The organism is Psychrosphaera sp. F3M07, assembly GCF_018860345.1.
In the GTDB taxonomy this organism is placed as follows: domain Bacteria; phylum Pseudomonadota; class Gammaproteobacteria; order Enterobacterales; family Alteromonadaceae; genus Psychrosphaera; species Psychrosphaera aquimarina.
Window position 1 is genome coordinate 1 of the sequence record NZ_JAHKPJ010000025.1, and the last position, 26,804, is coordinate 26,804.

The 26,804-nt window shown below is 38.6% G+C and carries 21 protein-coding genes, 5 tRNA genes and 1 riboswitch; of the genes, 17 read left to right on the forward strand and 9 right to left on the reverse strand.

What is annotated here, in order from left to right; all coding sequences use genetic code 11:
- The first annotated feature begins 353 nt into the window (after positions 1-353).
- Positions 354-638: a MazG nucleotide pyrophosphohydrolase domain-containing protein gene (locus KO505_RS14005; RefSeq protein ID WP_216056100.1), complete on the forward strand. Its 285-nt coding sequence runs from the start codon at positions 354-356 to the stop codon at positions 636-638.
- Positions 639-658: 20 nt separating this feature from the next.
- Here the strand turns inward: KO505_RS14005 and KO505_RS14010 are convergent, their stop codons facing one another.
- The 4 genes from KO505_RS14010 to KO505_RS14025 form a co-directional block, all read right to left on the reverse strand.
- Positions 659-3,580, reverse strand: coding sequence for an EAL domain-containing protein (locus KO505_RS14010; RefSeq protein ID WP_216056101.1), 2,922 nt, complete (start codon positions 3,578-3,580; stop codon positions 659-661).
- Positions 3,581-4,861: 1,281 nt separating this feature from the next.
- Positions 4,862-4,937: transfer RNA gene (locus KO505_RS14015), tRNA-Phe, on the reverse strand.
- 39 nt (positions 4,938-4,976) lie between these two features.
- A tRNA-Thr gene (locus tag KO505_RS14020) sits at positions 4,977-5,052 on the reverse strand.
- A gap of 50 nt (positions 5,053-5,102) precedes the next feature.
- A tRNA-Phe gene (locus KO505_RS14025) sits at positions 5,103-5,178 on the reverse strand.
- 260 nt (positions 5,179-5,438) lie between these two features.
- Here KO505_RS14025 and KO505_RS14030 point away from each other — a divergent pair.
- The 8 genes from KO505_RS14030 (at position 5,439) to KO505_RS14065 (ending at position 13,653) form a co-directional block, all read left to right on the forward strand.
- Positions 5,439-6,407 carry a YHYH protein gene (locus KO505_RS14030; RefSeq protein WP_216056102.1) on the forward strand — a complete coding sequence of 323 codons (969 nt, stop codon included), beginning with the start codon at positions 5,439-5,441 and terminating at the stop codon, positions 6,405-6,407.
- A 5-nt stretch (positions 6,408-6,412) separates the two neighbouring features.
- Positions 6,413-6,703: a hypothetical protein gene (locus KO505_RS14035; protein ID WP_216056103.1), complete on the forward strand. Its 291-nt coding sequence runs from the start codon at positions 6,413-6,415 to the stop codon at positions 6,701-6,703.
- A gap of 206 nt (positions 6,704-6,909) precedes the next feature.
- A riboswitch (TPP riboswitch) is annotated at positions 6,910-7,022 on the forward strand.
- 123 nt (positions 7,023-7,145) lie between these two features.
- Positions 7,146-9,128, forward strand: coding sequence for a phosphomethylpyrimidine synthase ThiC (thiC, locus tag KO505_RS14040; RefSeq protein WP_216056104.1), 1,983 nt, complete (start codon positions 7,146-7,148; stop codon positions 9,126-9,128).
- Positions 9,129-9,193: 65 nt separating this feature from the next.
- Positions 9,194-10,276, forward strand: a complete 1,083-nt coding sequence (gene thiO / locus KO505_RS14045) for a glycine oxidase ThiO (RefSeq protein WP_216056105.1) — start codon at positions 9,194-9,196, stop codon at positions 10,274-10,276.
- Complete coding sequence (gene thiS, locus KO505_RS14050) at positions 10,273-10,500, forward strand: sulfur carrier protein ThiS (RefSeq protein ID WP_216056106.1); 228 nt, start codon at positions 10,273-10,275, stop codon at positions 10,498-10,500. Before thiO ends, thiS begins: the two co-directional genes overlap by 4 nt.
- 2 nt (positions 10,501-10,502) lie before the next feature.
- Positions 10,503-11,297: a thiazole synthase gene (locus KO505_RS14055; protein WP_216056107.1), complete on the forward strand. Its 795-nt coding sequence runs from the start codon at positions 10,503-10,505 to the stop codon at positions 11,295-11,297.
- 12 nt (positions 11,298-11,309) lie between these two features.
- The gene (thiE, locus tag KO505_RS14060; RefSeq protein WP_216056108.1) at positions 11,310-12,890 is read left to right on the forward strand and encodes a thiamine phosphate synthase; all 1,581 of its coding nucleotides are present in this window, start codon (positions 11,310-11,312) and stop codon (positions 12,888-12,890) included.
- Positions 12,883-13,653, forward strand: a complete 771-nt coding sequence (locus KO505_RS14065) for a HesA/MoeB/ThiF family protein (protein WP_252731814.1) — start codon at positions 12,883-12,885, stop codon at positions 13,651-13,653. Before thiE ends, KO505_RS14065 begins: the two co-directional genes overlap by 8 nt.
- 36 nt (positions 13,654-13,689) lie before the next feature.
- On the opposite strand, the gene KO505_RS14070 is transcribed toward KO505_RS14065, so the two are convergent.
- The 5 genes from KO505_RS14070 to mutY all read right to left on the reverse strand — a co-directional run bounded on the left by KO505_RS14070 (position 13,690) and on the right by mutY (position 17,884).
- Positions 13,690-15,621 (reverse strand): bifunctional diguanylate cyclase/phosphodiesterase, encoded by a 1,932-nt coding sequence (locus KO505_RS14070; protein WP_252731815.1) that lies wholly within the window; start codon positions 15,619-15,621, stop codon positions 13,690-13,692.
- A 200-nt stretch (positions 15,622-15,821) separates the two neighbouring features.
- Positions 15,822-15,897: transfer RNA gene (locus tag KO505_RS14075), tRNA-Thr, on the reverse strand.
- A 65-nt stretch (positions 15,898-15,962) separates the two neighbouring features.
- A tRNA-Phe gene (locus tag KO505_RS14080) sits at positions 15,963-16,038 on the reverse strand.
- A 423-nt stretch (positions 16,039-16,461) separates the two neighbouring features.
- Complete coding sequence (locus KO505_RS14085) at positions 16,462-16,731, reverse strand: oxidative damage protection protein (RefSeq protein ID WP_216056109.1); 270 nt, start codon at positions 16,729-16,731, stop codon at positions 16,462-16,464.
- Positions 16,732-16,780: 49 nt separating this feature from the next.
- Entirely contained in the window at positions 16,781-17,884 is a 1,104-nt protein-coding gene (gene mutY, locus KO505_RS14090; RefSeq protein ID WP_216056110.1) for an A/G-specific adenine glycosylase, read from the reverse strand.
- 200 nt (positions 17,885-18,084) lie between these two features.
- Between mutY and trmB the strand changes: the two genes are divergently transcribed.
- From trmB to folE2, 8 genes are all read left to right on the forward strand, one after another.
- Positions 18,085-18,810, forward strand: coding sequence for a tRNA (guanosine(46)-N7)-methyltransferase TrmB (gene trmB / locus KO505_RS14095; protein ID WP_216056111.1), 726 nt, complete (start codon positions 18,085-18,087; stop codon positions 18,808-18,810).
- A gap of 47 nt (positions 18,811-18,857) precedes the next feature.
- Complete coding sequence (locus KO505_RS14100) at positions 18,858-19,910, forward strand: methyltransferase (protein WP_216056112.1); 1,053 nt, start codon at positions 18,858-18,860, stop codon at positions 19,908-19,910.
- A 90-nt stretch (positions 19,911-20,000) separates the two neighbouring features.
- Positions 20,001-21,227 (forward strand): glucose-1-phosphate adenylyltransferase, encoded by a 1,227-nt coding sequence (glgC, locus tag KO505_RS14105; RefSeq protein ID WP_216056113.1) that lies wholly within the window; start codon positions 20,001-20,003, stop codon positions 21,225-21,227.
- A gap of 4 nt (positions 21,228-21,231) precedes the next feature.
- On the forward strand, positions 21,232-22,674 hold the full coding sequence (locus KO505_RS14110) for a glycogen synthase (protein WP_216056114.1): 1,443 nt from the start codon (positions 21,232-21,234) through the stop codon (positions 22,672-22,674).
- The gene (locus KO505_RS14115; RefSeq protein WP_216056115.1) at positions 22,655-22,984 is read left to right on the forward strand and encodes a hypothetical protein; all 330 of its coding nucleotides are present in this window, start codon (positions 22,655-22,657) and stop codon (positions 22,982-22,984) included. Before KO505_RS14110 ends, KO505_RS14115 begins: the two co-directional genes overlap by 20 nt.
- Positions 22,985-23,115: 131 nt before the next feature.
- Positions 23,116-24,750 (forward strand): HAMP domain-containing sensor histidine kinase, encoded by a 1,635-nt coding sequence (locus tag KO505_RS17595; protein ID WP_216056116.1) that lies wholly within the window; start codon positions 23,116-23,118, stop codon positions 24,748-24,750.
- Position 24,751: 1 nt separating this feature from the next.
- On the forward strand, positions 24,752-25,315 hold the full coding sequence (locus KO505_RS14125) for a YfiR/HmsC family protein (protein ID WP_216056117.1): 564 nt from the start codon (positions 24,752-24,754) through the stop codon (positions 25,313-25,315).
- 256 nt (positions 25,316-25,571) lie between these two features.
- Complete coding sequence (gene folE2 / locus KO505_RS14130) at positions 25,572-26,492, forward strand: GTP cyclohydrolase FolE2 (RefSeq protein ID WP_216056118.1); 921 nt, start codon at positions 25,572-25,574, stop codon at positions 26,490-26,492.
- Positions 26,493-26,804: the final 312 nt, after the last annotated feature.

A 26,804-nucleotide genomic window follows, 5' to 3' on the forward strand; every position in this document is an offset into this window, starting at 1 on the left:
ACGTATTTTAGGACGAGACAAACCTAATAAACCCAACATGCTTCGACCGAACCATCGAGTTAATCGATTCCCTAGCCTTGAGTGATGTGTTTGTAATTCAGGTATTGTATTTTTACGTGATGTCATTTTAACGGACCTAATAATTCGCTTTAAAGTAGGAGTTAACCAATGTGGTTACCATATAGTAAAACCAAATAAGCGGCAAAGTGTTCCTGTGATCTTATTATCAAAAACCGTTAAAAATTAGTATTAATGTGATAAGTCAGCACTAACAAAGTTAACATTGTTGGATTATTTGCCCAAGCTAGGTATGGTGAGCGACATACTTTAATTAATTCCAGTTAGGCAAATAAATGAAAATCAACGACATTGCAAAACAGAACTATGAATGGGTTGAAAAAATGGGATGGCATAATAAAACCACCCTAGAAGCTTTGGCACTCGTTGCATCTGAAGTTGGCGAAGCTATTAACGAATGCAGAAATGAAAAGCCAACCGATGCCTTTGGTGAAGAACTTGCCGATATAGTATTAAGAGTATTAGACATTGCGCACTGGCAAGGGATAGATCTTGAAAAGGAGATCCACGCCAAAATGCAGAAAAATCAGTTAAGAGGGACTCGGGGAAGAAGTAAATAACGTCTTCCCGATTTTTTTAATTAATCTAACGCCCAATGGTTTGTTTTGCTCAAGGCTTCAACGTCACCAAGAGGTAAAGGTCTGGCGTATAAGTAACCCTGCCCTTGATCACAACCTAACTCAATTAACAAACTAGCGTGTTCGGATAACTCGATCCCTTCAGCGATAACGGTTAAGTTGAACCCTCTTGCCATATTTATAATCGTTTCAATTAACGCACTATCAGACAAATCTGTATGCATTTCTTTAACAAATGCCTGATCAATTTTTAATTTATCAATTGGGAAGTGTTTTAAATATGACAACGATGAATAACCAGTTCCAAAGTCATCAATAGCAATGCTTACACCGAGTTCTTTTAGTTGTTTAAACAAATCCATAATTGCATCAGCCCGTTTCATGATTGCATTTTCAGTTATTTCTAACTCCAATCCTTTAGGGTCAATTCCACTCTTTTCAATCTGTTGTTTAATGTCATTAAAAAAGTCACCAAAACCAAAATCACGCGGTGAAATATTCAATGACAAACAACCGGTAAAACCACGGCCCTGCCAAACTTTCAACTGTTTACAGCCTTGTTCTAACACCCACTTTGAAATGTCATGGATGATTCCACGTTCTTCTGCTAACTCTATAAATTCACTTGCAGCCAACAAGCCTTTTTCAGGATGATTCCAACGAATTAATGCTTCAACGCCAGTTAAAGCCCCAGTTAATAAATCAACTTGGGGTTGGTAAAACAGTTCGAGCTCATTTTGTTCAATCGCATGTTTGAGCTGCACAGACAATTTCAACTTCACGTCTGCTTGTTGCAACAAAGATTCGGTATAAAATGAATAGGTATTACGGCCATTTTGTTTTGCTCTGTACATTGCCGCATCGGCGAAAGTGACTAAATTCTCTGCGTCTTTTGCATCGTTAGGGAAAATAGATATACCTATACTCGTACCAATAAACACCTCATTCTCACCACTGAGCATAAATGGTTTATTGATGTCGTTAATTATATCTTGAGCCACCAAGATCAAATCATCTAAGTGAGCAACGCCTTCAACTAAAAGAACAAATTCATCACCACCTATTCTGGAAACGGTATCTGACTGACGCATTCGGTCTGACATTCTATTTGCTACTTGTTTAAGTAATTCGTCCCCTGCAACATGACCTAAACTGTCGTTCACAATTTTAAACTTATCTAAATCAATAAATAAAACCGCTAACTTACTTTCTTGTCTTTTCGCTAGTCCAATGGCATGTTTCAACCGAGACTTAAGCATCAATCGATTTGGTAACCCCGTTAATGCATCATAATGTGCTAATCTCTCTAACCTTTGCTCTGATTGTTTTAGGCGTGTTATATCAGAGAAAACCCCCACATAATTAATCAGCTCACCGTATTCATCTTCCACTTTACTGATTGACAATAATTCAGGGTAAACATCGCCATTTTTACGTCTATTCCAAATTTCGCCACGCCAAAAACCTAAGGTATCCACCTGAGAAAACATCTCAGCAAAAAATTCAGGACCATGTCGATTTGAGCTCAATATTGCAGGCGTCTTACCGATAGAGTCCGCTTCTTCATAACCGGTTATCGCCGTAAAACCATGGTTAACAGCAATTATTATTTGATTTGGATCCGTTATTAATACGCCTTCCTGTGAGTTTTCAAATACTTTTGCATCTAGCTGTAACTTCTTCTCGATTTCAACTCGTTTTGTGATGTCATGAATGATTGAAAATAATATAGGTGTGTCATCGACCATCATTGGCGAAGTGTGGACCTCAACTTGCCTAATTGTACCGTCTGCTAATTTATGCGGAAATACGGAAAATTTTTGTTCAATATCAAGCGATCTTGCATGTTCAGACTCCGCTTTATCCATTGGAAAACCGCTCAAATCTTGTATGCGTTTTTTACGCAGTTGCTGGTGGCTGTAACCATAGAATTCAATTGCAGAATCGTTAGCATCGATAATTTTTCCGGAAGTTTGTTCGATAAGAAACATTACCGAATCATGATCTTTAAAGAAAGTACGGAAACGCTGCTCAGACTCTAATAGCTTTTTAATCGCATCCCTGTGTAGTAATTCAATATTTTGTTTTTGACGAAGGATCAAAAATGTAATCATAAAGATAACTAACGCTAGAGACCAAACCACTATGGTAATGGAATATGTTAGCCAACCTTCTATAGGTTCTGCCGCTATGCGCCAACTGCCATAAGGTAAATTAATGTCGAGTTGTGCTGGCGAAGTATCAAAGATACCAAGGTCACCAAAAAATATTTCTCCATTGGTCCCACTGGCGTTCTTGCCTCTTAACCCAATCCTAAGGTGATTTTGAGACGTTATCCCACTATCTGATAATATACTTTTATAATCTAAAACAATGGAAGCAATGCCCCATAACTCACCAGTAGACGACACAAATATGGGTTGTCTGGCAATGAGTCCAACTCCACCTTGGACTAAATTTAAGGGCCCTGCGACTATGATTTTATTTAAATTTACGGATTGAATGGCGGCGAGTTTTTGCTCCAGATTTTTTTTGTAATCTAAACCAATTGCTTTTTCATTGCCTGCCATAGGGTACATGTGAGAAATAACGAGATCTTTTGCTAAGGCGATATTACGTATTCGGTTATCACTAATTAATGTCTCGCGTGCGAACAATTCAAATTGCTGCTGCGTAAGGTCTGGATTTAACGAAGCGTAAGTTATCAATCCTTGAGGTAACTTCAAATTTTCATTAATCAGAAATTCAAGGCGAGCTCGAAAGTCAGAAAGCGCACGAGTAACCATAACAACTTGCTCTTGACGATCATGTGTAAATTTCGAATACTCAAAAAAAGCTAAAAAACTAAAGATAAGAAAAGAGGCAAAAACGATACTAAGGGTAAACTTCTTCTTAGGATTTTTATAATACTTTTGTTTTTTCACACAGATCCAAGTGCACTAAGTGCTATTAATTAATCGCGTATTTAACCGTAATAGCACTATAAATACCAGTGGAAAAACCTTTTGGTTTTCTAAGCTAAAGGGCGTTACAAGCTGAGTTCTCAACACATTAATTTAATGTGTGAAATCAGTTCCAAATCAGAAGAATAGAATAATCCTCAATATATTCAACATTTAAGCTTAATAATTGAGATTACTTAGCCAAATGAACCACCCAAAAAACGCAACGCCTGATATTTAAATGATACTTTATATTGCCGTTAATTAGGGGGAATATAAATAAGGTGCCTCCCCCGGAAAAATTTGTCGGGAACAAATTTTAACAGCCGTAGGCTGGCCGCTTGCGGTGAAATACATGGACGTATTTCATAATCTAACCTCGCGCAGCGAGCGTTCGATTGTGTCGGGCTTAATTTTAATATCCGCCAATGCATATTGTGCAAACGATAAGCGTGCGAAAAACATTCAGACTGAATAACATTTGAAATTGGCGTTAAATAATTGAGGGAATATTAAGATGGTGCCTCGACCCGGAGCATGAATGTCTGGAACATTCATCAACAGCTTTAGCTGGCCCGTAGGGCTTGATGTTGTTCCATTTGCTTATTTACACAATCAGCAAACCAAAACATGTTTGACTCTCTACTCCGGTTTTTATGCAAAGGTCACTGGTTGAAATAGTTAGTACCTACATCCATTTAATTTCTTAAACATGTTTTGTCATGTCTACGATAGGTTTAAAAATCGTTTATGCTTCGCTAAATTGATTTGACGTAGACAGCTATGCCTACAACAATTTATCTCGACTAAACAATTTTTAATTCCTACTGAATTCGCAAATAAACAAGCGTAACAACATATTCATGTATGTGCTGAGTCATCGAACTGAGCGAAGCGAACGTTCGATGTGTCGAGAAACTATCTTAGAATTCCCCACGGCATATTGTGCGGACGATAGGCATACGAAAAATATCCAGAATATATAAAATATTAAATTTAATAATATAAGAATGGGGAATATTAAGATGGTGCCTCGCCCCGGAAAAATTTGCCGGGAACAAATTTTAACAGCCGTAGGCTGGCCGCTTGCGGTGAAATACATGGACGTATTTCATAATCTAACCTCGCGCAGCGAGCGTTCGATTGTGTCGGGCTTAATTTTAATATCCGCCAATGCATATTGTGCAAACGATAAGCGTGCGAAAAACATTCAGACTGAATCACATTTGAAATTGGCGTTAAATAATTGGGGGAATATTAAGATGGTGCCTCGACCCGGAATCGAACCAGGGACACGAGGATTTTCAATCCTCTGCTCTACCGACTGAGCTATCGAGGCACATAGTGTGCTTTTTACTTTTGGTACTGTTTAAAAGAGTGGTGCCGACTGCCGGAGTCGAACTGGCGACCTACTGATTACAAGTCAGTTGCTCTACCAACTGAGCTAAGTCGGCACATGATCTTTTAACAAGAACACCGTTAAATTGCCGTATCTATAAAGAAATGGTGCCTCGACCCGGAATCGAACCAGGGACACGAGGATTTTCAATCCTCTGCTCTACCGACTGAGCTATCGAGGCAAATTTAACGGCAGGGAGGATAAATAAAATAAGGTCAGATAGCAACTGATATTTAACAAATAACCAACTTACTCATACTGCCTGCTCGAATAACAAACAAGCAGTTAAAAAGTCACTTCAATATGTTACGTCGACAACTTAATATATTTAACTCTCCTTCCGGCAATTTCTAAATATTTTATGCATTTCCATACTTCTTGCACAATTTTTCATTACTACTAGGTTATAAGTTAATGCGCAAATAATAGAAGAGTATTTTCATGAATAAAGTTATAGCTTTTAGTGCCCCCATATTAAGTATATTTTTACTAATTTCTTGTGGTAATGATGACAGTGACGATGAGGTAATTGTTGATGATTCATCAAGCTATGCCGTTGATATAACAAAGTTCTCAGCAGCACAAGAAATTGAAGAAGTATCCTGTACATTATCGAACGGAATCTCATCAACTTGTTATCAAATTACAATTACTGGGTTCCCATCAGACAGAGACGAACTTGGACCATTTTGTCCTCCAAGTACCTCTACCGAAGCGGCAGACACAGGTAAGTGGTTTGATGACGGTGTATTATATGATTTAACTGGGGAATTCATTAGTAATTTAGACACATTTTATGGCGATAGTTTTTGGCAACTATATGATGAAAATGGCAAGGTGAGTATCACTAACACGCAAGAGTCATGTGAAGCTGCAGCAAGGCCCGATGTTGATGCGGCTTATTATAACCATTGTGTTGAATGTGATATTAATTATTACAGTGAAGAAACCGGTCGTGGCGTTTCCTCAACTTACTTAATTCCCGTGACTCCTGTACCTCGTTCAAACTCAGGATCGATAAATCACAACAGTGTTGGTGTTGCGTTTAATGGTGTTACTTTAGATGCTGCCGCCCCGACTGAAGCAATATTAAGTGCTTACACAATTGCAGCGTTCGATGATTGTGTTGGCCATGTAAACCCTTTTGCGGGTTATCATTACCACGGAGCCAACCACGGTGAAGGTACATGTCCAGGCGTTGAATATGAAGAAGATGGTCACGCCGGTGCATTTGGATATGCAATGGACGGATATGCCATATACAGTATGTTAGATGAAAACGGCGAGGAAGAAACCGACTTAGACTCATGCCGTGGACACACAGACGATATCCGGGGTTATCATTACCACTCTGCAGGCGCTGGTGAAAACATGTTCATTGGTTGTTTTACTGGTGAGACAGCGGAGTAATACGTATGAAGATTAAATTAGCTATTGTTTTGATCGCCTTGCTGTCAAACATTTCTGTAGTAAATGCTCATGACTCACATACACATAAAGCACCTTGGCAAGCCTGTGAACAAAAACAAAAAGCTCAACAATGCGCGTATCACAACGGTGTTGGCGATCTCTTTATAGGCACATGCCAATCTTTTAAACAGCAGTTAACTTGCGTAAGGAACAAACCCATTGTTTATGCTAGCGAACTTGCAACAAAAGCCAAACAAAAAATAAAAAGTAAAGCTGTTGTGATCAGTAAGTACTGAGAGACTGAATACTTAAAAGAATTGGTATTATCTGTAACTTACTGTTTATAAATAAGTAACTCGGCGTTATCCGTGACGTACCCAACCTAATAAGAAGTGCATTAATGATTGTTAATGCGCTTCTCATTTATCCCTCTAGTTAATTAAAATCTCAACTTTTCCTGCAACAAAACGTTGCGCTGAAAAATTGAATAGCTTAGTATCGCCTCGACTTGTCGGAGTGCCAATTACATTTTTGTGTTGGCTGAGATCGCGAAAGCGGGATCCGTAGAACCTGATTCAGACTAATATCTGCGAAGGAAACAAGGGAAATAACACCCGTTTTAGTATTTCACCCGCCCTGGGTGAATCATAGTAAAATAGGTATTACAAAGCTCCTGTAAATCTACACTCCGTCTTTTGTGCTCAATATTTTGAGCGAATTAACCAAAAGGCAGAAACCATGACTAAACTTACTCGCCGCGAACGTCGCGCACAAGCCGAACAATTTTTAACAAACTGTTCCAACCAACGTTTCCCAAACTCAAAAAAAGTCTATATCGAAGGAAGCACCTACCCGATTAAAGTAGGTATGCGTGAAATATCCTTAGCCGATTCACTCTTAGGCGGTAGCCAAGACAACCCTATTTTAGAACCTAATCAACCTATTCGTGTATATGACACATCCGGCCCTTATACCGACGAAGATACGCAAATTGACGTACATAAAGGGTTAGCTAAATTACGTGCTAGTTGGATTGAAGCCAGAGACGATACCGAAGTATTAGAAGGGGCAACCTCGGGTTATAGTCAACAACGTTTGGCTGACGAAGGCTTAGATCATATTCGTTTTGAAAATCTACCTAAAGTACGCCGTGCCTTACCGGGTAAAAACGTGACTCAAATGCATTACGCTCGTAAAGGTATTATCACGCCAGAAATGGAATACATTGCCATTCGTGAGAACCTAAAACGACAACAACTTAATGACGAGATGTTAACCCAACAACACCCAGGCCAAAGCTTTGGGGCTAGCATTCCAAATGAAATCACTGCTGAATTTGTAAGAGATGAAGTGGCTCGAGGTCGCGCCATCATTCCATCAAACATTAATCATCCAGAAGCTGAACCTATGATCATTGGCCGTAACTTTTTAATCAAAGTAAACGCCAACATAGGTAACTCAGCGGTTACATCGTCTATTGAAGAAGAAGTAGAAAAACTAGTTTGGTCTACCAAGTGGGGTGCCGACACCGTAATGGATTTATCGACGGGACGTTATATTCATGAAACCCGTGAATGGATCATTCGTAATTCTCCTGTGCCAATTGGCACAGTCCCTATTTACCAAGCACTAGAAAAAGTAAATGGCGTTGCCGAAGATTTAACGTGGGAAATTTTCCGTGACACCTTAATAGAACAAGCTGAACAAGGGGTGGATTACTTTACTATCCACGCCGGTGTCTTGCTTAGGTATGTGCCTATGACCGCAAAACGTGTGACCGGAATTGTCTCCCGTGGAGGTTCTATTATGGCTAAATGGTGTTTATCACACCACAAAGAAAACTTCTTATACACGCATTTTGAAGACATTTGTGAGATATGTAAAAAGTACGATGTATCTTTCTCATTAGGTGATGGTTTAAGACCTGGCTCGGTTGCTGATGCCAACGATGAAGCGCAATTTAGTGAATTACGCACCTTAGGTGAATTAACTAAAATTGCGTGGAAACATGATGTGCAAACCATCATCGAAGGTCCAGGACATGTACCTTTACACATGATAAAAGAAAACATGGAACAACAATTAGAACATTGTGGCGAAGCGCCTTTTTATACTTTGGGGCCATTAACCACAGACATTGCTCCGGGTTACGATCATATAACCTCTGGTATTGGTGCCGCTAATATTGGCTGGTATGGTTGTGCCATGTTGTGTTACGTAACACCTAAAGAGCACTTAGGTTTACCCAATAAAGAAGATGTTAAAGAAGGATTGATCACTTACAAAATAGCGGCACACGCGGGTGATTTAGCCAAAGGGCATCCTGGCGCGCAAATTCGAGATAATGCATTATCTAAAGCCCGTTTTGAATTCCGTTGGCACGATCAATTTAACTTAGGATTAGATCCTGAGCGTGCACTTGAGTATCACGACGAAACACTACCACAAGAATCAGGCAAAGTTGCGCACTTCTGTTCTATGTGCGGCCCAAAATTCTGCTCAATGAAAATTAGCCAAGAAGTGAGAGATTATGCTGCTGACTTAGAAGCTGATGCTCAAAGTAAAGGACAATCTATCGCGATTAAACTGCTGGATGAAACCGTCAGCACCGACAATGCTGCGTTAGAAAAGGCAGTCGCTAAAGTTTCTGAACAAGGTATGGCTGAAAAGTCAGCGGAATTTAAAGCGTCGGGTAGTGAAATTTATCACCCTGCAAAGTAGAAGCCGTTTGTAATACATACCTTATAAATATGAGTTACAAAGTACATCAAGGAACGAAATACACAATGAATATTGCGGTAGTTGGAGCGGGTTTAATGGGTCGACTCACCGCCTTGTCTTTAACCAGACAAGGTTATCAGGTGAACCTGTTTGACAAGGACGACAAACAAGCCAAACAGAGTGCAGCTTATGCGGCAGGGGGATTATTAACGCCGCTGGGTGAGTCCATGAGTTGTGAACCTAACATTGTTAAAATGGGGTTTACGTCATTAACAATGTGGCCTGAATTACTGTCCACATTAGATGTTAATGTCTATTTTCAACAACGAGGCGCAATCATGGTCAGTCATGAACAGGACAAAGGAGATCACCAACGTTTTGTTCAACATATCGCCCGTAACTATGCACAACATACCGTAACATCATTAAACAAACAGCAATTGTATTCGCTCGAACCCGAGTTAGCCCAACACTTTAACCAAGGTTTGTTTTTACCCGACGAAGGGCAAATTGATAACCGCATGTTATTAACAGCCTTACAACACCAACTCGAGTTGGAACAAGTTAATTGGGTAACCGAGGCTGAAGTAAGTCAAATAACCAACCAAACAACGCATTGCCAGTTAACGGTGAATGATCAAGTTCAACACTTTGATTTGGTTATTGATTGTCGAGGGACTGGGGCTAGAGCGAGTTTAGATCCAAACCATCAAGCTTCACCTCTTGACGATTTACGCGCCGTAAGAGGTGAATTGTTCCACTTGTATGCACCTGAGGTTAATTTAACTCGCCCCGTCAGATTAATGCATCCAAGGTATCAGCTTTATATTGCCCCTAAACCTAATCATGTTTATCTAGTCGGCGCGACCGAAATTGAAAGTGATGACTTATCGCCAATGACTGTGCGATCAGCGATGGAGTTACTCAGTGCAGCTTATAGTGTTCACTCGGGTTTTGCAGAAGCAAACATTCGTCAACACATCAGTCAATTAAGACCTGCATTTAGTGACAACCAACCACAGGTTTTGGTCAAACAACGTTTAATTCAAGTCAATGGTTTGTACCGCCACGGTTTTCTCATTTCCCCTGTAGTGCTGAAACAAGTGGAATTGGCTGTCGCACGATTAGACAAAAGAGAAATAATATGAAAATACATATAAACGGTGAACCGCTTAATTTACAACAAACCAATAACAAAGACCTTGCTCCTAATATTACTGACGCGCTACGACAGTATTTATCACCAAAGCAGCAAGAAATGAGCTTTGCTTTGGCACTTAATAGTGATTTTGTTAATAAAAGCCAATATGCATCTACTCGACTAAACGATGGCGATTCAATTGATGTTTTATTCCCAATTCATGGAGGTTAATCATGAGTTTGACCATCTACGGTGAGAAACTTAACAGCCGACTGTTAATTGGTACTGCCTTGTATCCGTCGCCAGATATTATGAAACAAGCTATTTTGGCCAGCGGCTCTCAAGTGGTGACTTTGTCATTAAAACGCCAAAATCCGCAAGAACAATCAGGTCAGCAAATTTGGCAATATATACAAGACATAGTTAAACAAACTAACGGTTTTTTATTGCCAAATACAGCGGGCTGTAAAACCGCAAAAGAGGTTTATACCTTGGCCCAAATGAGCCGTGAATTGTTTCAAACTTCGTGGTTAAAACTTGAAGTCATTGGCGATGATTATAACTTGCAACCTGATCCGATTGAGCTACTCAAAGCCACAGATATGTTAATAAAAGCGGGTTTTAACGTATTACCTTACTGCACCGACGATTTAGTCTTGTGCCAACGTTTATACGATTTAGGCTGTGAAGTCATCATGCCTTGGGCATCACCAATAGGCACAGGCAAAGGGTTAATGAATCCTTACAATCTAGAAACGATCCGTACTCGGTTGCCTAACGCCACATTAATTTTAGATGCAGGTATAGGCAAGCCTTCAGACGCTTGTTTGGCAATGGAAATGGGCTACGACGGTATTTTATTGAATAGCGCAGTAGCACTAGCGGACGATCCGGTTTTAATGGCTCGCGCCTTTGCTAATTCCCTCAACTCTGGTGAACAAGCTTATCGAGCGGGCATCATGCAACCAAGACAAACCGCGCATCCAAGCACTCCTACATTAGATACGCCTTTTTGGCACCAAAGTTAACAGGATAAACGCGTGGAACAAACACATAATCAAGCTATTGTTTGGACAATTGCAGGCAGCGACTGCTCTGGCGGTGCAGGTATTCAAGCGGATACAAAAACCATACATAATTTAGGAGCAGAAGTTTGCTCTGTCATCACCGCCGTTACCGCACAGAACTCATTTGGCGTGGAAGCGATTAATCCAATGCCAGAAGACGTGATCTTGTCGCAGATAAAAGCGTTAGAACAAGCGAAACCAGCAAGCGTTATTAAAATTGGCTTGTTAGCAAATAACCAACAAGTTGAATTGGTTGCCGCTCAGATCACTCGATTTAATCAAGAATGGACGGCCAAACCCTATATCATTTACGACCCTGTCGCCGTTGCCTCAAACGGTGGAGACTTAACAGAAGATGACATATTACCAACAATCAAAAAGAGGTTATTACCTTTAGTTGATTTGATAACGCCAAACGGAAAAGAACTACAAAAACTCACCGGTGTATTTGCTTTTTCATGGGATTGTTTGACAACGGCAGCACAAAAAATCCTCGCCCTAGGTGTCACTGCCACCATTATCAAAGGGGGGCATATTAAAATAGCGGACAATAAAAGTATCGATTTCTGTACCAACGGACAGCACAGTTATTGGTTAAGCAGCAATAGAATTAATACTGAAAACAGTCATGGCACAGGCTGTACTTTTGCCTCTGCGTTAGCGGCGTTAATTGCCCAAGGTTATGCGTTAAAAGATGCGTTTGTTATCGCTAAAGCTTATATAAACCAAGGACTAGACAAGGTTAAATCGCATCAACATTGTCAAGATGCCATTTGGCAAGGTGCTTGGCCTAATAACATTAACCATTACCCAGAGGTGTTGGTTAAAGGTTCAACATTAGCCACCGATATCGACTGGTTTGCAGAAACCTCACAGGAAGAAAGTAGTCACAAAGTAAATGACTTTGATTCAGATTTTTCCGGCGTGGACATAAATAATTTTGGATTATATCCGGTCGTCAATTCATTAGATTGGTTAGAAAGGTTGTTAAAAACTGGCGTTAAACTTATCCAATACCGAGAGAAGAAATTAGTAGGCGATGACTTAGAACAATCTATTGTCAAAGCCATAGCCCTTGGCAACCAGTATAACGCCATGTTGTTTATTAATGATCATTGGCAACTTGCCATAAAACATAAAGCCTACGGTGTGCATTTAGGACAAGAAGATATTGAGCAAGCCGAGTTAACCAACATCAAACAGGCTGGCCTTCGTTTAGGTATTAGTACCCATGGCCATTATGAATTGTTGAAAATAAAACAATATAAACCGTCTTATCTTGCCATAGGTGCCATTTTCCCAACAAAAACTAAAGACATGACAGGCCAAATACAAGGTGTAAAAACCTTAACCGATTTAGTTAAATTAACGCCTGATATACCAACGGTCGCTATTGGCGGGATCTCATTAAATCGTGCAAGTGCAGTATTAACAAGCCAAGTAAATTCGATTGCGGTGGTCACGGCTATCACTGAAGCGCCGGATCCAGAATCTGTAATACAACAATTCCAACAACTCATTCAAACTAGAAAAAATCGAGAGCACCATGCCTGAACATCATTTAAACCCCGACATGCATTTGGATTATAAAGAATTTGTTCGTTACAACCGTCATGTCATGACCAATGGCATAGGAGAAGAAGGCCAGCTAGCAATCAAAAGTTCCCATGTTTTAATTATTGGCCTGGGCGGTTTAGGTTGCCCAGCCAGTCAATATTTAACGGCATCGGGTGTGGGTACTATTACTTTAATTGATCATGACATCATTGAAAGCAGTAACTTACAACGACAAGTGTTATTCACAGAGCAAGACATAGGTGAGCAAAAAGTAGATATCGCCCAGTTAAGATTACAAAGTTTAAACCCCTTAATTAAAGTCAACGGCATAACCAAATCGATATTAAATATAAACTTAAGCGAATTACTCAATGATGTCGACGTGGTCTTAGACTGCACTGATAATGCAACCACAAGGCATTTTATAAACGCAACCTGTGTAAAAAACAAAGTGAAATTAGTGTCAGCCTCCGCAATTCAAAGCCAAGGGCAATTGATCAGTTTTGACTTTGCCTCGCCTGACTCCCCTTGTTACCAATGTGTATTCCCAAGTGCAGATAACCAAGATTTGAACTGTTCAACCTCAGGTGTATTCAGTCCGGTATTAGGCGTGTTAGGTAGCCTTCAAGCGACAGAGGCTTTAAGATTAATTTTAGGCAAAACCAATAACTTAAATACCTTGAGTTTATTTGATGCCTGGGGGATGGCGTTTAAGCGTTTTGCCGTCACTAAAGATCCAAAATGCATTTGCTGTCATTAATGACGTTTTAGGCGCGGATGAAAGGTAACAGCATTATTAATTGTCGTATTTCTGCGCTAAATAGCTGGCGATGTCTTCCACTTCTATTGGTTTGGAATAATAAAAACCTTGAAGGTAATCAACACCTAACTTAATTAATTCGTCCGCCTGCATTTCATTTTCAACCCCTTCAGCCACCACTAAAAAGTTTAACGACGAGGCTATATGCATCACTGCAGAAATAATAGCGTCCCCATTGCCCTGGTTATTAATTTTGTTAATAAATGAACGATCTATTTTAACGGTATTTACCGCTAAATCTTGCATCACCGACAATGACGAATACCCAGTACCAAAATCATCAATGGACACTTTGACACCCATAACTTGTAAGTTTTTAATCTGATTTGATATCACAGTAGGATCAGATGCGAACACAGATTCCGTGATCTCAATATGTAATAACTCTGCCGGCAGTTGGCTGCTTGAAAGTGTGTCACTGACAATGTCGATAAAGTGTTCGTCTTGCAATTGAATCACTGAAACATTGACACAGACCGCCACCTTTTGTTGAACATCCCATAATACGGCTTGTTCACATGCTTGTTGTAACACCCAAGCGCCTATTTCATGGATTAAGCCATACTGTTCAGCGATAGGAATAAACTCATCCGGTGGGATATTGTCATCATCAAGTTGCCATCTAAGGAGGGCTTCAAAGGCTGATATTTTAATATCTCCAGAACCTAATATTGGTTGGAATACTAATCTGAGCTGGTTTTTTTCAATTGCAGTAGTAAGACTATTCTTTAATCTTAATTCATAAGAATACAGCTTTTCCATTTGTTCAGAGAAAACACCAACCGTAGAACGCATTAGTTTTTTCTGATAATACATCGCCATATCGGCTAATTGAATCAAACGATCTTCACTGGTTGCATGTTGCGGATAAAGGGCGATACCTATGGTCGCACCAACCGATAAGATACTGTTTTCAACAGTATGATTTTTAGAGATGACTTCAATCAAGGCGGTTGATTGCGCTACAGCACTTGTTTCATCAGTATCTTCTAGTGCAATTAAGAATTCATCGCCTCCCCAACGACACAATAATTGTTTATCTAAGGCAAAATCTTTAAGGCGATCTGCTGTTTTACTTAAAATTTTATCGCCAGCTTTATGACCTATAGAATCATTTATTTTTTTAAAACCATCAAGGTCAATAAACAATAGTGCAAAGGGTTTTTGTGAGGCGGCAGTGACCAGTTTTAATTGTTTCAAAAAAGCGGTTCGGTTATACAACTTAGTTAACGGGTCTAAATTAGATAATTCGTAAATCTTACGTGTTCGTTGTTCTACTTTTTCTTCCATGCTATGGATCAATACTGAATTTTCATTTTTTAAGAACAGAGTGTGACGAGTGAAATCGGCCGATTGCCTTGAAATAATCAACATTACAATACTAAACGCTAATCCTAAAACGCCTAATAACTGCAATGGGTAATTGTCAGAAACTAATAAACCAATTGAGCCTGGGGCTAACAAAATAAAGGGATAAAACATGGCTGTAAATTTATGAGCAGCAAGAACGGTGGCCGATCCACCAGCCATAGCGGAAATTGTAATAATCGTTGTCGTCAGTTCAATACTGTGGGCTTGGGTCGTGGTGTAAACTAGATACACAGACCACATGACGGCGGTCACATTGGCACCAACGACAAAATACATTATTGATTTTTCACCGTTAAACTCGGTTTTTTCAACTTTATGTTTCCACCACATCACGTCTAAAAAACGTATAGTAAGGAGCGCTGTCATGCCAATCCACCACGCTTTCTTAAACGGATCCACCTCTGGGTAAGTAAATGCAAAAACTAAAAAACTAGAGGCTATTAGGGTGATTAATATGCCCGCTATCGCGTTGCGATACAGAAGCACAGCGGCGTCACGTTGCATATACTTATTTAAATTGGAATTATTATTGTTCAATCAGCAGACTTACTACAGCTTTACGAATGTCAAATAAGCTTACACCAAATATTGAAAATATGTTTTTACATAAGAAATTAACGTATTAACACCTATAAATGCACAAAGTCATAGATTTTTAAGTGAGATTTAAACTATTTGATTTAAAGGAAACAATGTAAATATGGGGATAGTATTTGGAAGCGCTTTGATATAGAAAATGGTGCCGACTGCCGGAGTCGAACTGGCGACCTACTGATTACAAGTCAGTTGCTCTACCAACTGAGCTAAGTCGGCACATAATCTCTATACAAGAGCATTTTTTAGCAGCGTTATTGTTACAAATAAATGCTAGTAAAAAATGGTGCCTCGACCCGGAATCGAACCAGGGACACGAGGATTTTCAATCCTCTGCTCTACCGACTGAGCTATCGAGGCACATGACAATCATACTTGGTATATATGAATGTTTTAGTGCAATTAACTTTATTACAATTAATTGTAATCGGTGTTAATTATTACCAACTCAACAAGTGGTACCTTGTCGAGGGCGTGTATTAAACGGATTTTGGGTTTTCAAGTCAACCTATTTTTTACATATTTTTAACTAAACGAACAGTTTTTACACTAAATCGCATATTTAAGGTAAAAACAGAGGTTAACTATCAAACATTTACGCTGTATTGGATAGTTTAATGTTAAATCTCATTTTAAAATGAGTTTGTAAATAAGGCTTACCTTTAATGTTTTACTCATTTATTTTCATTAGCGATGAAGTAATGCCTTAGCTAATAAAAAATAACTAATAAAAAGCCAGCTTTCGCTGGCTTCTGTTTAATTCTAATCCCAATATCTTCAGGTTTATTTTTTTGGTACGTAGCCTTCTACGGTTACGTCTTTTCCTTCAAACAAAAAGCCTATCATCGCGTCTTCTAATAATTGACGGTCTTCTACTTTCAACATAGACAGCTTATGTTCGTTAATTAACATAACTTGTTTTTTTTGCCATTCCGCCCACGCTTGTTTTGAAATGCCATTAAAAATTCGTGTGCCTACTTCACCCGGGTACAATTGAAAATCCAACCCATCAGCGTCTTGTTTTAAATATTCGCAAAAAACCGTTCTAGCCATGATTTAATAACTTCTATAAATTTTAATTGGCAATATTGTAATCAAATTTTTAATAAGCACCAGCTTTCAATACGTTTAATAACTTTTCTGTCACTGCAGATTTGCCAATTTTAGACATTTCTTCTGCATCATCATTCAACAAATACCAAATATCATTACCGTCATTGATCACATTAGGTTTAGATTGGATTGGCAAGATCACAGGCTGAATATCCAAATGGTAATGGCTAAAAGTATGACGGAATAACAGAGCTTCATTAAATTCTAAATCGGCCACTGACGAGTCTAACGACTGTTGCTGAAGGTATAGTTCTAATTCAGCTAAATCAGAAAACTCTGGATAAGAATATAAACCGCCCCAAATGCCTGACTGAGGTCTTTGGTACATGTAAACTTGATGAGATTTATTTTCATGGCTTAGTAGTAACAACATATAAACAAACTTAACCGGTTTGTCTTTTTTAGGTTTGGAATATGGAAAATCGGTAGTACGGTTTAATGCATACGCTCGACACTTAGTTTGTAACGGGCATTGTTCACATTTAGGTTTAGATCGAGTACAAATAATTGCCCCTAAGTCCATCATCACTTGATTAAAGTTATCAATACGCTTAACCGGCGAAAACTGCTCAGCAATTTGCCAAAGTTGATTTTCGACTGTTTTAATCCCAGGCCAACCTTCAACAGCCATAAAACGCGTTAATACGCGCTTAACATTTCCGTCTAAAATCGCATGATGTTGTCCCAACGATAACGACAATATAGCCCCTGCGGTGGAACGCCCTATTCCGGGTAAAGCCAACACTTGCTCAAACTCAGTGGGGAATTCACCGTTATAATCTTTTGCAATAATTTGCGCACTTTTATGTAAATTTCTGGCTCGGGCGTAATACCCTAACCCAGTCCACAAGTGCAACACTTCATCCTGTTTGGCATTGGCCAAATCAGACACTGTTGGAAACAAACTCATAAAACGTTCAAAATACGGAATAACCGTGGTTACTTGGGTTTGTTGCAGCATTATCTCTGAAACCCAAACCTTATAAGGCGTCACATCTTGCTGCCAAGGTAAGTGTTTTCTCCCCTTGTTGTCGTACCAAGTTAATACTGACTTTGAAAACCAAGTTGAGAGTTGTTTATTTACTGCAGACATTCAGACCTTTTTACACGTGAAAAGACAAACTTATCTACCGATGATATCAGACTCCTAAAACAAATCCTTTAAATTCAATCTCACCTTTCCTTGTACTTAAGATAGATAAAGCCATTGAGATGGATAAAGCGCTTGAGCCAAACCGCAGGGTGTAAGATAATGCCGCGGTTAATTGACTGAATATTTAGGTGACCATAAAAATGACTGAACAAAAACATACTTCTGTTGAACAAGCCAAGGCGGACGGTAAATACATCCGCACTATTAAAAGCTTTGTAAAACGTGAAGGTCGCCTAACAAAAGGTCAACAAGCCGCACTTGATGCACATTGGCCAACCATGGGCTTAGAGCATAAAAATGGACTAATCGATCCTAAAGCGCTTTTTAACAATGATGGTCAACTGGTATTAGAAATTGGTTTTGGTATGGGCGCCTCGTTAGTAGAAATGGCGAAAAACGCACCTGAAACCAACTTCATCGGCATTGAAGTTCATCTACCTGGTGTAGGTGCTTGTTTGTCCTCAGCAAATGAAGCTGAAGTAACAAATTTAAAAGTGTATGAGCACGACGCTATCGAAGTTTTACGTGACTGTGTGCCGGACGAAAGTTTAGATACCGTGCAATTATTTTTCCCAGACCCTTGGCACAAAACACGTCACCATAAACGTCGTATCGTACAACCCGCTTTTGTAGAGTCATTACGTACTAAGTTGAAAATTGGCGGTGTATTTCATATGGCCACAGATTGGGAAAACTACGCTGAACATATGATAGAGGTCATGAACGCTGCGGATTGTTTTGAAAACATTGCAACCAATGGCGATTTTGTTGAACGTCCAGAACATAGGCCATTAACTAAATTTGAACAACGAGGTCATCGTTTAGGTCATGGCGTTTGGGACATCATGTTCAAACGGATCAAATAAGAATATCTGTTATACACAACGCCATTTAAGCAAAACAGTGAGTAAATATGTTATTTGCAGAGAACCAAGTTTTAGAACGTAATATTGAGCATTTACCTGCGGGCAATGTGTTGTTATTAGATTTAGTCAATGACAATGCCATTTCAGAGTTTAGTGTCCAACGTACAGACATTAATTGGTTTGGATATACGCCTTACTTTGATACGCACCAAATGCATAAAAAACACAATATTTCCTTTGGGGCTTGGTTAACTCAAGAGCAAACGAACAATACAAAGTTTGATGCCGTTGTTATTTACTTTCCAAAAACAAAATTACGTTTTGATTACTATCTGTCTATGGTGTCAAAGCACCTAAATTCGGGTGCGGTAATTTACGTTGTAGGCGAGAAAAAAGGTGGTGTGAAAGGCTGTGCAAAAGTACTTGAAACTTATTGTAGTGACACCGCAAAACTAGATTCAGCACGCCACTGCATGTTGTTTGCTGCGAGTTATAATGACTATGTTTGTAATAAAACTCTGGATGACTGGTTTAGTAAAACAGACGTAACTATTGAAATTGAACAACAATCGGTTTCATTAAAACTCCTTGCTTTACCTGGCGTATTTAGTGCCAACACGTTAGATAATGGCACGCAGTTATTGTTAAATACAATGACTGAAGTAACTGGTCATGGCTTAGACTTTGGTTGTGGTTGTGGAGTGATCAGTGCCGCATTAGCAAAACGTTATGATTGTTCATTTACGGCGGTAGATGTTGATGCCTTAGCGGTTGCCAGTAGCAACAAGACCTTTGTTGAAAATGATGTAAAGGCCAACGCAATTAGTTCCAACGGACTATCGGCTATTATCAGTTCGGGTGATAAGTACAACTTCATTGTAACCAACCCACCTTTCCATACTGGTACAAAAACCGATTACACCATCACCGAACAACTGATCAGTCAAGCGCCTAAATTACTTAAACGTAAATATCAATTTTGGATGGTAGCAAATTCATTTTTACCTTACCCAGAATTAATAAAGCGCCACTTAAAAGTAGTTGAAATAAAAAACAAAAATAAACGCTTTAACATTTATTACACAGGGACTAGTATCTGAGTAGAGTCTTACGCTAAGCAATTGGCGTGAGCCATCTACCTGCAGTAAGTCGTCGCAGGCAACTATTTATTTTTTGAAAAAGGATAAGTTATGCCAGGTGTAATTTCGTTAATTTTAGCCGGTGGGGAAGGAACCCGACTGTTTCCCCTAACTCAGAGTCGAAGTAAACCCGCCGTTCCTTTTGCTGGACAATATAGACTCATTGATTTTGTCCTCAATAACTTTGTAAATTCCGACCTATTAAAAATATTTATCCTCACCCAATTTAAATCTCAATCTCTTAATGTTCACTTGCGTCAAGCTTGGCATATGTCTGGTATCACTGATCGTTTCATTGATCCTGTCCCCGCTCAAATGAGAATGGGAAAACGTTGGTATGAAGGTACTGCAGACGCCATTTATCAAAACATGCGCATTATCCAGCTGCATGACCCTGATCATGTATGTGTATTTGGCAGCGACCATATTTATAAGATGGACGTTAGACAAATGGTCGACTTACATAAAAAGCGCAATGCCAAGTGTTCAGTCGCCGCGATTAAAGTGCCTATTGCCGAAGCCACTGAATTTGGCGTTATTGAAATTAATGAAGATTGGAAGATGACTGGCTTTGTAGAAAAGCCATTACATCCAACACCTATCCCTGGCGAGCCTGATTTTGCATTAGTAAGTATGGGCAACTATGTATTTGAAGCAGAAACTTTATATAAAGAGCTAGAACGTGATGCGAAAGTCACGGAAAGTAATCATGACTTTGGCAAAAATATCATTCCTAACCTTTGTAAAAACGGTGATGTTTTTGTGTATGATTTCACCCGAAATCAAATTGAAAAAGACAATGGCAATCAAATGTACTGGCGCGATGTAGGTACCATTGATAGTTATTGGAAAACCAATATGGAGCTGTTAGTAAAAGAACCTGAATTAGACTTATACAATCCTCGTTGGCCTATGCGTACTTATCACCCACCAATGCCTCCCGCGCAAATTAGGTCGTCCAGAGAAGGCAAAGAAAGTGTGATCAAAAATTGCGCTATTTCGGCCGGCTGTGAGATTTTTGGTGCGACCATTGATCACAGTGTTTTAGGTTACGACGTAAAAGTAAAAACCAACGCCGACATCTTTGAAACGGTACTCATGGGGCATAACCGTATTGGCAAAGGTGTTGTACTTAATAAATGTGTATTAGACAAACACGTACATGTTGCAGATGATGTAAAAATTGGCATCAATCACGAACATGACCGAAAACGTGGATTTACGATTTCGCCAAATGGCATAACTGTCGTGCCACAAAATACCAAGGTAATTGAATAACAATATGAAAAACATTCTTTTTGCAGTTTCTGAAATTGAAGGCTTAGTGAAAACAGGGGGATTAGCCGACGTCGCTAAAGCATTGCCATTAGCGCTCAATAAATTGGGTCATAATGCGAGAATTGTTATCCCTTATTATCAGCAAATAGCTAAAATATTACCAAAAGACAATGCGATAAAAAGTTACGCTTTCCCACTTAATTTAAATATCACATATCAAGTGAATGTGCATGTTTTTGAGCACACTGGATTAACAATTTACTGTGTAGATATTGCCACCTTGTTTGATCGTTCTGGCATTTATGGTGATGATTATCATGCATTTGAAGACAACGGTGAGCGTTTTTCCGTTTTCTCTATTGCCATACTGTACTTCTTTCAGCACTTTGCGACTCAATTATCATTCAGTCCGAATATCATCCACTGCAATGATTGGCACACCGCCCTAATTCCTATGTTATTTAAACATGATGATTATTGGAAACAGGCCAACTGCGATACTATTTTGACTATTCATAATGGCGCATTTCAAGGCATATTTAGCAAAAAATCAGTACCGTCTTTGATCAGTAAACTGGGGACCAGTCACCCCAATTATGAACACGATGTGGTTAACTTTTTAAAACTAGGCATTGTGTTTGCTGGCAGAGTTGTTGCGGTTAGTCCTAATTATGCCCAAGAGCTATTAACCGAACTAGGTTCACATCACTTGTTTGATATTTTCCAACAAGTGAAACATAAAACCAGCGGTATTCTAAATGGCTGTGATTATAAAGATTGGTCACCGGAGCAAGATCAATTAATTCATACCCCTTATGGGCCAAACAGTCTTGAGAAAAAATTAGAAAACAAAAAAGACCTGCAACAACAAGCCGGATTAACGGTAGATGCTAATATTCCAATTGTGGCTCAAGTCTGCCGTTTGACGGATCAAAAGGGATTAGATTATTTAATTCCTGCTTTACGCGAGTTGGTTCAACATAAAGTTCAAATATTAGTAGCTGGAACTGGCGACCCTATTTATGTAGATCAGCTTGAATTCTTAGCGCAAAAACACCCAGACAAGTTGCATTTTCATCACGGTTATAGTGAAAAATTAGCTCATAGTTATATGGCGGGTGCTGATTATTTCTTAGTTCCTTCTCTTTTTGAACCTTGTGGTTTAACACAAATGTACGCATTAGCTTATGGTACATTGCCAATTGTGCGTGAAGTAGGTGGATTAAAAGATACGGTCATTGACTTGGCGTTTGATGATGCAACGGGGGTGGTATTTTCACAACCTGATTGTTCCCATTTAATTGCGGCGATTAGACGCGGTTTATTATTTTATCGGGAATATCCAGAACGTTATAAAAACTTACAAGTTAGAGCTATGGATACCAAGTTTTTATGGCATGACAGTGCAAACCAATATTTGGAATTGTATGAAACCTTGCTTCGGTAAATTACTTACCATTATATATGGATTTATGTTCAGCTTTTTCAGTTTACCTGCTTCAGCTGAACAACAAACGCTTCGTTGTTTGCAGTCACCATCTCGTGTGGCTGCTTGTCCTAACATGATCTATCGGTCTGTATTGGATGACGTAACGCAAAAAAATAAAATGATCTGTTTTTGTAAACGAGACTTTGATTTGTTATTCAACAAAGATGTGACCAAACAACAAGCAATATTAAATAAGATGGAATTAAAACAAATCACAGCTGAAACGGGTTTAACCAAACTGCAATTGATAAAAATGGTAAGCCGTTAAATTCATTCTAATAAATGCTGATTATCTGGGGAGAATTTATTGCATAACACCTAAACACAGGTTAAGTTTATTGTTAGTCAAAAATTTATTGGCATTTCCCTTGACCAAATTGTTATTAAAGAAGAGTTGGTGTGGCAAAATTTAAGTCAAACGTATCTCTAAAAGCATCAATTACAACAGCACTTGTATCTATAAGTCTATTGTCATTGCTGTTTTCAATTCTATCGACCACTTTATACAGTAATGATAAAAACAGTGCTGATGCCACACGTTTTATTAAAACCATTGCTAATATCATTTCATTTAATGCACAACTGCCACTCGCATTTAATCAACGTAATGGGCTTAACGATTTTTTAACTACCTTACAAAAGATAGATGAAGTCAGTAATATCCATGTGTATCGTGTTAATGAAGAAACTAAAAATTTAGAATATTTTGTTAGTTTTAATCAAAAAGGTGTTCCCCCTATTTCACCTCAGTTCGATAAAATCAAACAATTATCTAATGCCGTATTTACCGACAATGTAGTGGAATATGGCGTACCAGTATTAGATCCATCGACTTCAAAACATATTGGTTTTGTTTATTTAAGAATGCAATTAGCCAGCTACAACGACAATTTTTTAAGCTTAGCCACTTATAATATTGCCGTGGGTATACTTATTTCCTTTATCGCCTTTTTTACATCCTTGATACTCAGAAGACGTATTCTGTCCCCGATCAATACCTTTATAAAAGATATTAAAGATCTTAGTTACAACAAAAACTTTAATACTCAAGTAAGTAGCCCACAACTGACAGAGATGGTGCCGTTAGCTAATTCTGTTAACGCTATGCTGACCCGAATCTATAAACAAATTAATAAATACACAGACGCAGAAAAAGAGATCACCGAATTAAACCAAAACTTGGAAGAAAAGGTGGTAATGCGTACTCAAGCGTTGCGAGACTCGAATCAAGAATTGTTAGACGCCCTAGAGCAAGTTCATCAATATCAATCACAAGTTATTCAGTCTGAAAAAATGGCCTCGTTAGGACAAATGGTTGCCGGTGTTGCCCATGAAGTTAACACGCCTATTGGCTTAGGTGTAACAGCTTCAACTATGATGTCAGATAGAATTGATGACATGAAGTCAGAGCTTGAATCTAAAACACTAAGTGCAAAAAAGTTAGGTAAATTTTTAGATGAGAGTAAAGAAAACACGCAGATCATTTATCGTAATTTAAGCAGGGCGGCAGACTTAATCAGCTCCTTTAAACAAGTTGCGGTTGACCAAACTGCAGATACGATTAGGCATGTTAAATTTAATGAATTTTTACACGAAATCGTTATGTCACTGCATCCAACATTAAAAAAATCCAAACACCAAGTTATTATCAATTGTGATGAATCTTTAGAAGCCGATACAAAGCCGGGTCCTATTAATCAGATTATTATCAATTTGATTATGAATGCCATTATCCACGGTTTTGAGAAGATGGAAGCGGGTGTAATTAACATTTCAGTAACTCTTACCCGTAATCAATGCCAAATTAAGCTGACCGATAATGGCAAAGGCATAGAAGAGAAAATAAAACAAAAGATTTTTGATCCTTTTGTGACGACCAAACGTGGCGAAGGTGGTTCGGGCTTAGGTATGCACTTGGTTTATAACCTAGTCACTCAAGCGTTAAACGGCAGTATTGAAGTTGAAAGTGAATTAGGCCATGGCGCAAATTTCACAATCCAATTTCCAGTCAACAATATATATGTACAGAATTAATATGATTTCATATATATCACCTTTTAACTTTTCTACTTTATTCAAGCGCCTTAGCTTAATTTCTCTAGGTTTTAGCTTATTCACACTACCAACATTGAGCAATGCAGCCAATGCTAATACCGAAACTCAATTAACCGGTGTTCTCATTCATAAAATCGCGACATATTTAAATTGGAATAAAAAGTCTAACAAAGAATTAACTTATTGTTTTGTTGGTAACAACAGCCATACCGTGGGTGACTTTTTAACATCACAAAAAAACATAGGACGATTGCCTTATCACATCACATTACGTAACTTCACCAATTTAGTGGATTCTAACAATGCCATTTGTGATTTGTTGTACGTTGATAAAAGTACCAACTGGGACAGACAAGTATTTAATCAATTAGCAAAATCAACGTTTACTATTACCAATGATAAAGAATTATTAGCTGAAGGATTCGTTGTCAGTATTGAACTTGATCAGAATAAACCGCAATTAACCTTAAGTAAAAGTAACCTACAAAAAACCAATATTGTTATCGATGCACGCTTCTTATCGGTTGTTAATGTAGTGGAATAACCCTGCTAAAAATTGTGTACAAAATTCCTTCCTAAAATACCCGACTAAATTAATAAGGTATTTCACCTGAATTACTTAATTTACTGCTTAATATATGTTATAAACGCGCCTGTCATTTAGTAAACGCACAATGAGATAGTGTCTCGACTAAATGCTTATTTAACACTATGAAAGATTTATTCAGCCCTCTCTTTGACACACGAGGGCATTTAATGCTGACTAAAGATATGACTTAATTGTCAAAAATGGAGAATCCATGCCAACCAAAATGCCTGATATAGCAAACCAAGCCCAAGCCCAAACAGAGGGTGTTCTAGATTGGGTAGGTATGAGTAATATAGAAATGCCAGTAATGGTAGATATGCAAGGTGAGACTCGTCAGGTTTCTGCTTTAGTTGAAGCATTCGTGAACTTGAATCAACCTAAAGCAAAAGGCATTCACATGTCTCGCTTATACTTAATGTTGGATGAATTGTCTGTAGAAAGCAGCCTTAATAAAACAACATTAACGGAATTATTAAATAACTTTATTCACAGCCACGAAGATTTAAGTGACAGTGCGCATGTTAAGTTTGAATTTGATTACCATATGCGTAGAAAATCGTTGATCAGTGGTAAACGTGGTTGGAAAGCATACCCTGTTGTTATCACGGGCAATTTAACTCAAGGTGTATTAGATATCGAACTTGCGGTTAAAGTACCTTACTCTTCAACATGTCCTTGTTCGGCCGCATTAGCACGACAATTAATACAAAATGCGTTTAACGATAAATTTAGCGGTGACGTTAGTGCTGAAGATGTGCATCAATGGTTAGGGTCTACCGAAGGTATTGTGGCAACACCACACAGCCAACGCTCTATTGCAGAAGTTAAAGTAAAACTTGCTGATGAAATTACAGAGTTCCCAATTGTTGATTTAGTTGATGCCATTGAAAATGCACTTCAAACGCCAGTGCAAGCAGCCGTAAAACGTGAAGATGAACAAGAATTTGCAAGATTAAATGGTCAAAACTTAATGTTTTGTGAAGACGCGGGCCGTAGAATTAAACACGCCTTAAACCTTATTTCAGGTTATCGTGACTTTTGGTTACGAGTTAACCACTATGAATCATTGCATGCACACGACGCGGTATCTGTTGCAAGTAAGGGTATTCCAAACGGTTACTCTTCAAAATAAAATACATATATATTCAAACACCCTTCGGGGTGTTTTTTTATTTTACCCGCCAAAATCATGTAATTTAATTACAAAAAATCAATCATATACAGACAATTTCCCTCTTCTTATTCCTTTTTATGAAATTTAATTTCTAATTATTCTAGAGTAATTAACCTATTTTACTGTTGACCTAGTTTAAAAATCTAGCTATGTTGTTCGGCCGAATGCATTTTAAAAAACCCCAATTGTGAATGTATATTCATATTAACTGCATCCATATTTCATATATACTTAATAAAAGGCGATAAAAAACGTCTAATGGTTGCTAGG

Bases quoted from the DNA above. Each gene is read 5' to 3' on its own strand.
- glgC (WP_216056113.1), top strand. From the start codon at position 20,001: ATGCCAGGTGTAATTTCGTTAATTTTAGCCGGTGGGGAAGGAACCCGA.
- KO505_RS14100 (WP_216056112.1), top strand. From the start codon at position 18,858: ATGTTATTTGCAGAGAACCAAGTTTTAGAACGTAATATTGAGCATTTA.
- mutY (WP_216056110.1), bottom strand. From the start codon at position 17,884: ATGTCTGCAGTAAATAAACAACTCTCAACTTGGTTTTCAAAGTCAGTA.
- KO505_RS14065 (WP_252731814.1), top strand. From the start codon at position 12,883: ATGCCTGAACATCATTTAAACCCCGACATGCATTTGGATTATAAAGAA.
- thiO (WP_216056105.1), top strand. From the start codon at position 9,194: ATGAATATTGCGGTAGTTGGAGCGGGTTTAATGGGTCGACTCACCGCC.
- KO505_RS14110 (WP_216056114.1), top strand. From the start codon at position 21,232: ATGAAAAACATTCTTTTTGCAGTTTCTGAAATTGAAGGCTTAGTGAAA.
- KO505_RS14030 (WP_216056102.1), top strand. From the start codon at position 5,439: ATGAATAAAGTTATAGCTTTTAGTGCCCCCATATTAAGTATATTTTTA.
- KO505_RS14085 (WP_216056109.1), bottom strand. From the start codon at position 16,731: ATGGCTAGAACGGTTTTTTGCGAATATTTAAAACAAGACGCTGATGGG.
- KO505_RS14055 (WP_216056107.1), top strand. From the start codon at position 10,503: ATGAGTTTGACCATCTACGGTGAGAAACTTAACAGCCGACTGTTAATT.
- folE2 (WP_216056118.1), top strand. From the start codon at position 25,572: ATGCCAACCAAAATGCCTGATATAGCAAACCAAGCCCAAGCCCAAACA.
- KO505_RS14115 (WP_216056115.1), top strand. From the start codon at position 22,655: ATGAAACCTTGCTTCGGTAAATTACTTACCATTATATATGGATTTATG.
- thiC (WP_216056104.1), top strand. From the start codon at position 7,146: ATGACTAAACTTACTCGCCGCGAACGTCGCGCACAAGCCGAACAATTT.
- trmB (WP_216056111.1), top strand. From the start codon at position 18,085: ATGACTGAACAAAAACATACTTCTGTTGAACAAGCCAAGGCGGACGGT.
- KO505_RS14035 (WP_216056103.1), top strand. From the start codon at position 6,413: ATGAAGATTAAATTAGCTATTGTTTTGATCGCCTTGCTGTCAAACATT.
- KO505_RS14125 (WP_216056117.1), top strand. From the start codon at position 24,752: ATGATTTCATATATATCACCTTTTAACTTTTCTACTTTATTCAAGCGC.
- thiS (WP_216056106.1), top strand. From the start codon at position 10,273: ATGAAAATACATATAAACGGTGAACCGCTTAATTTACAACAAACCAAT.
- KO505_RS14005 (WP_216056100.1), top strand. From the start codon at position 354: ATGAAAATCAACGACATTGCAAAACAGAACTATGAATGGGTTGAAAAA.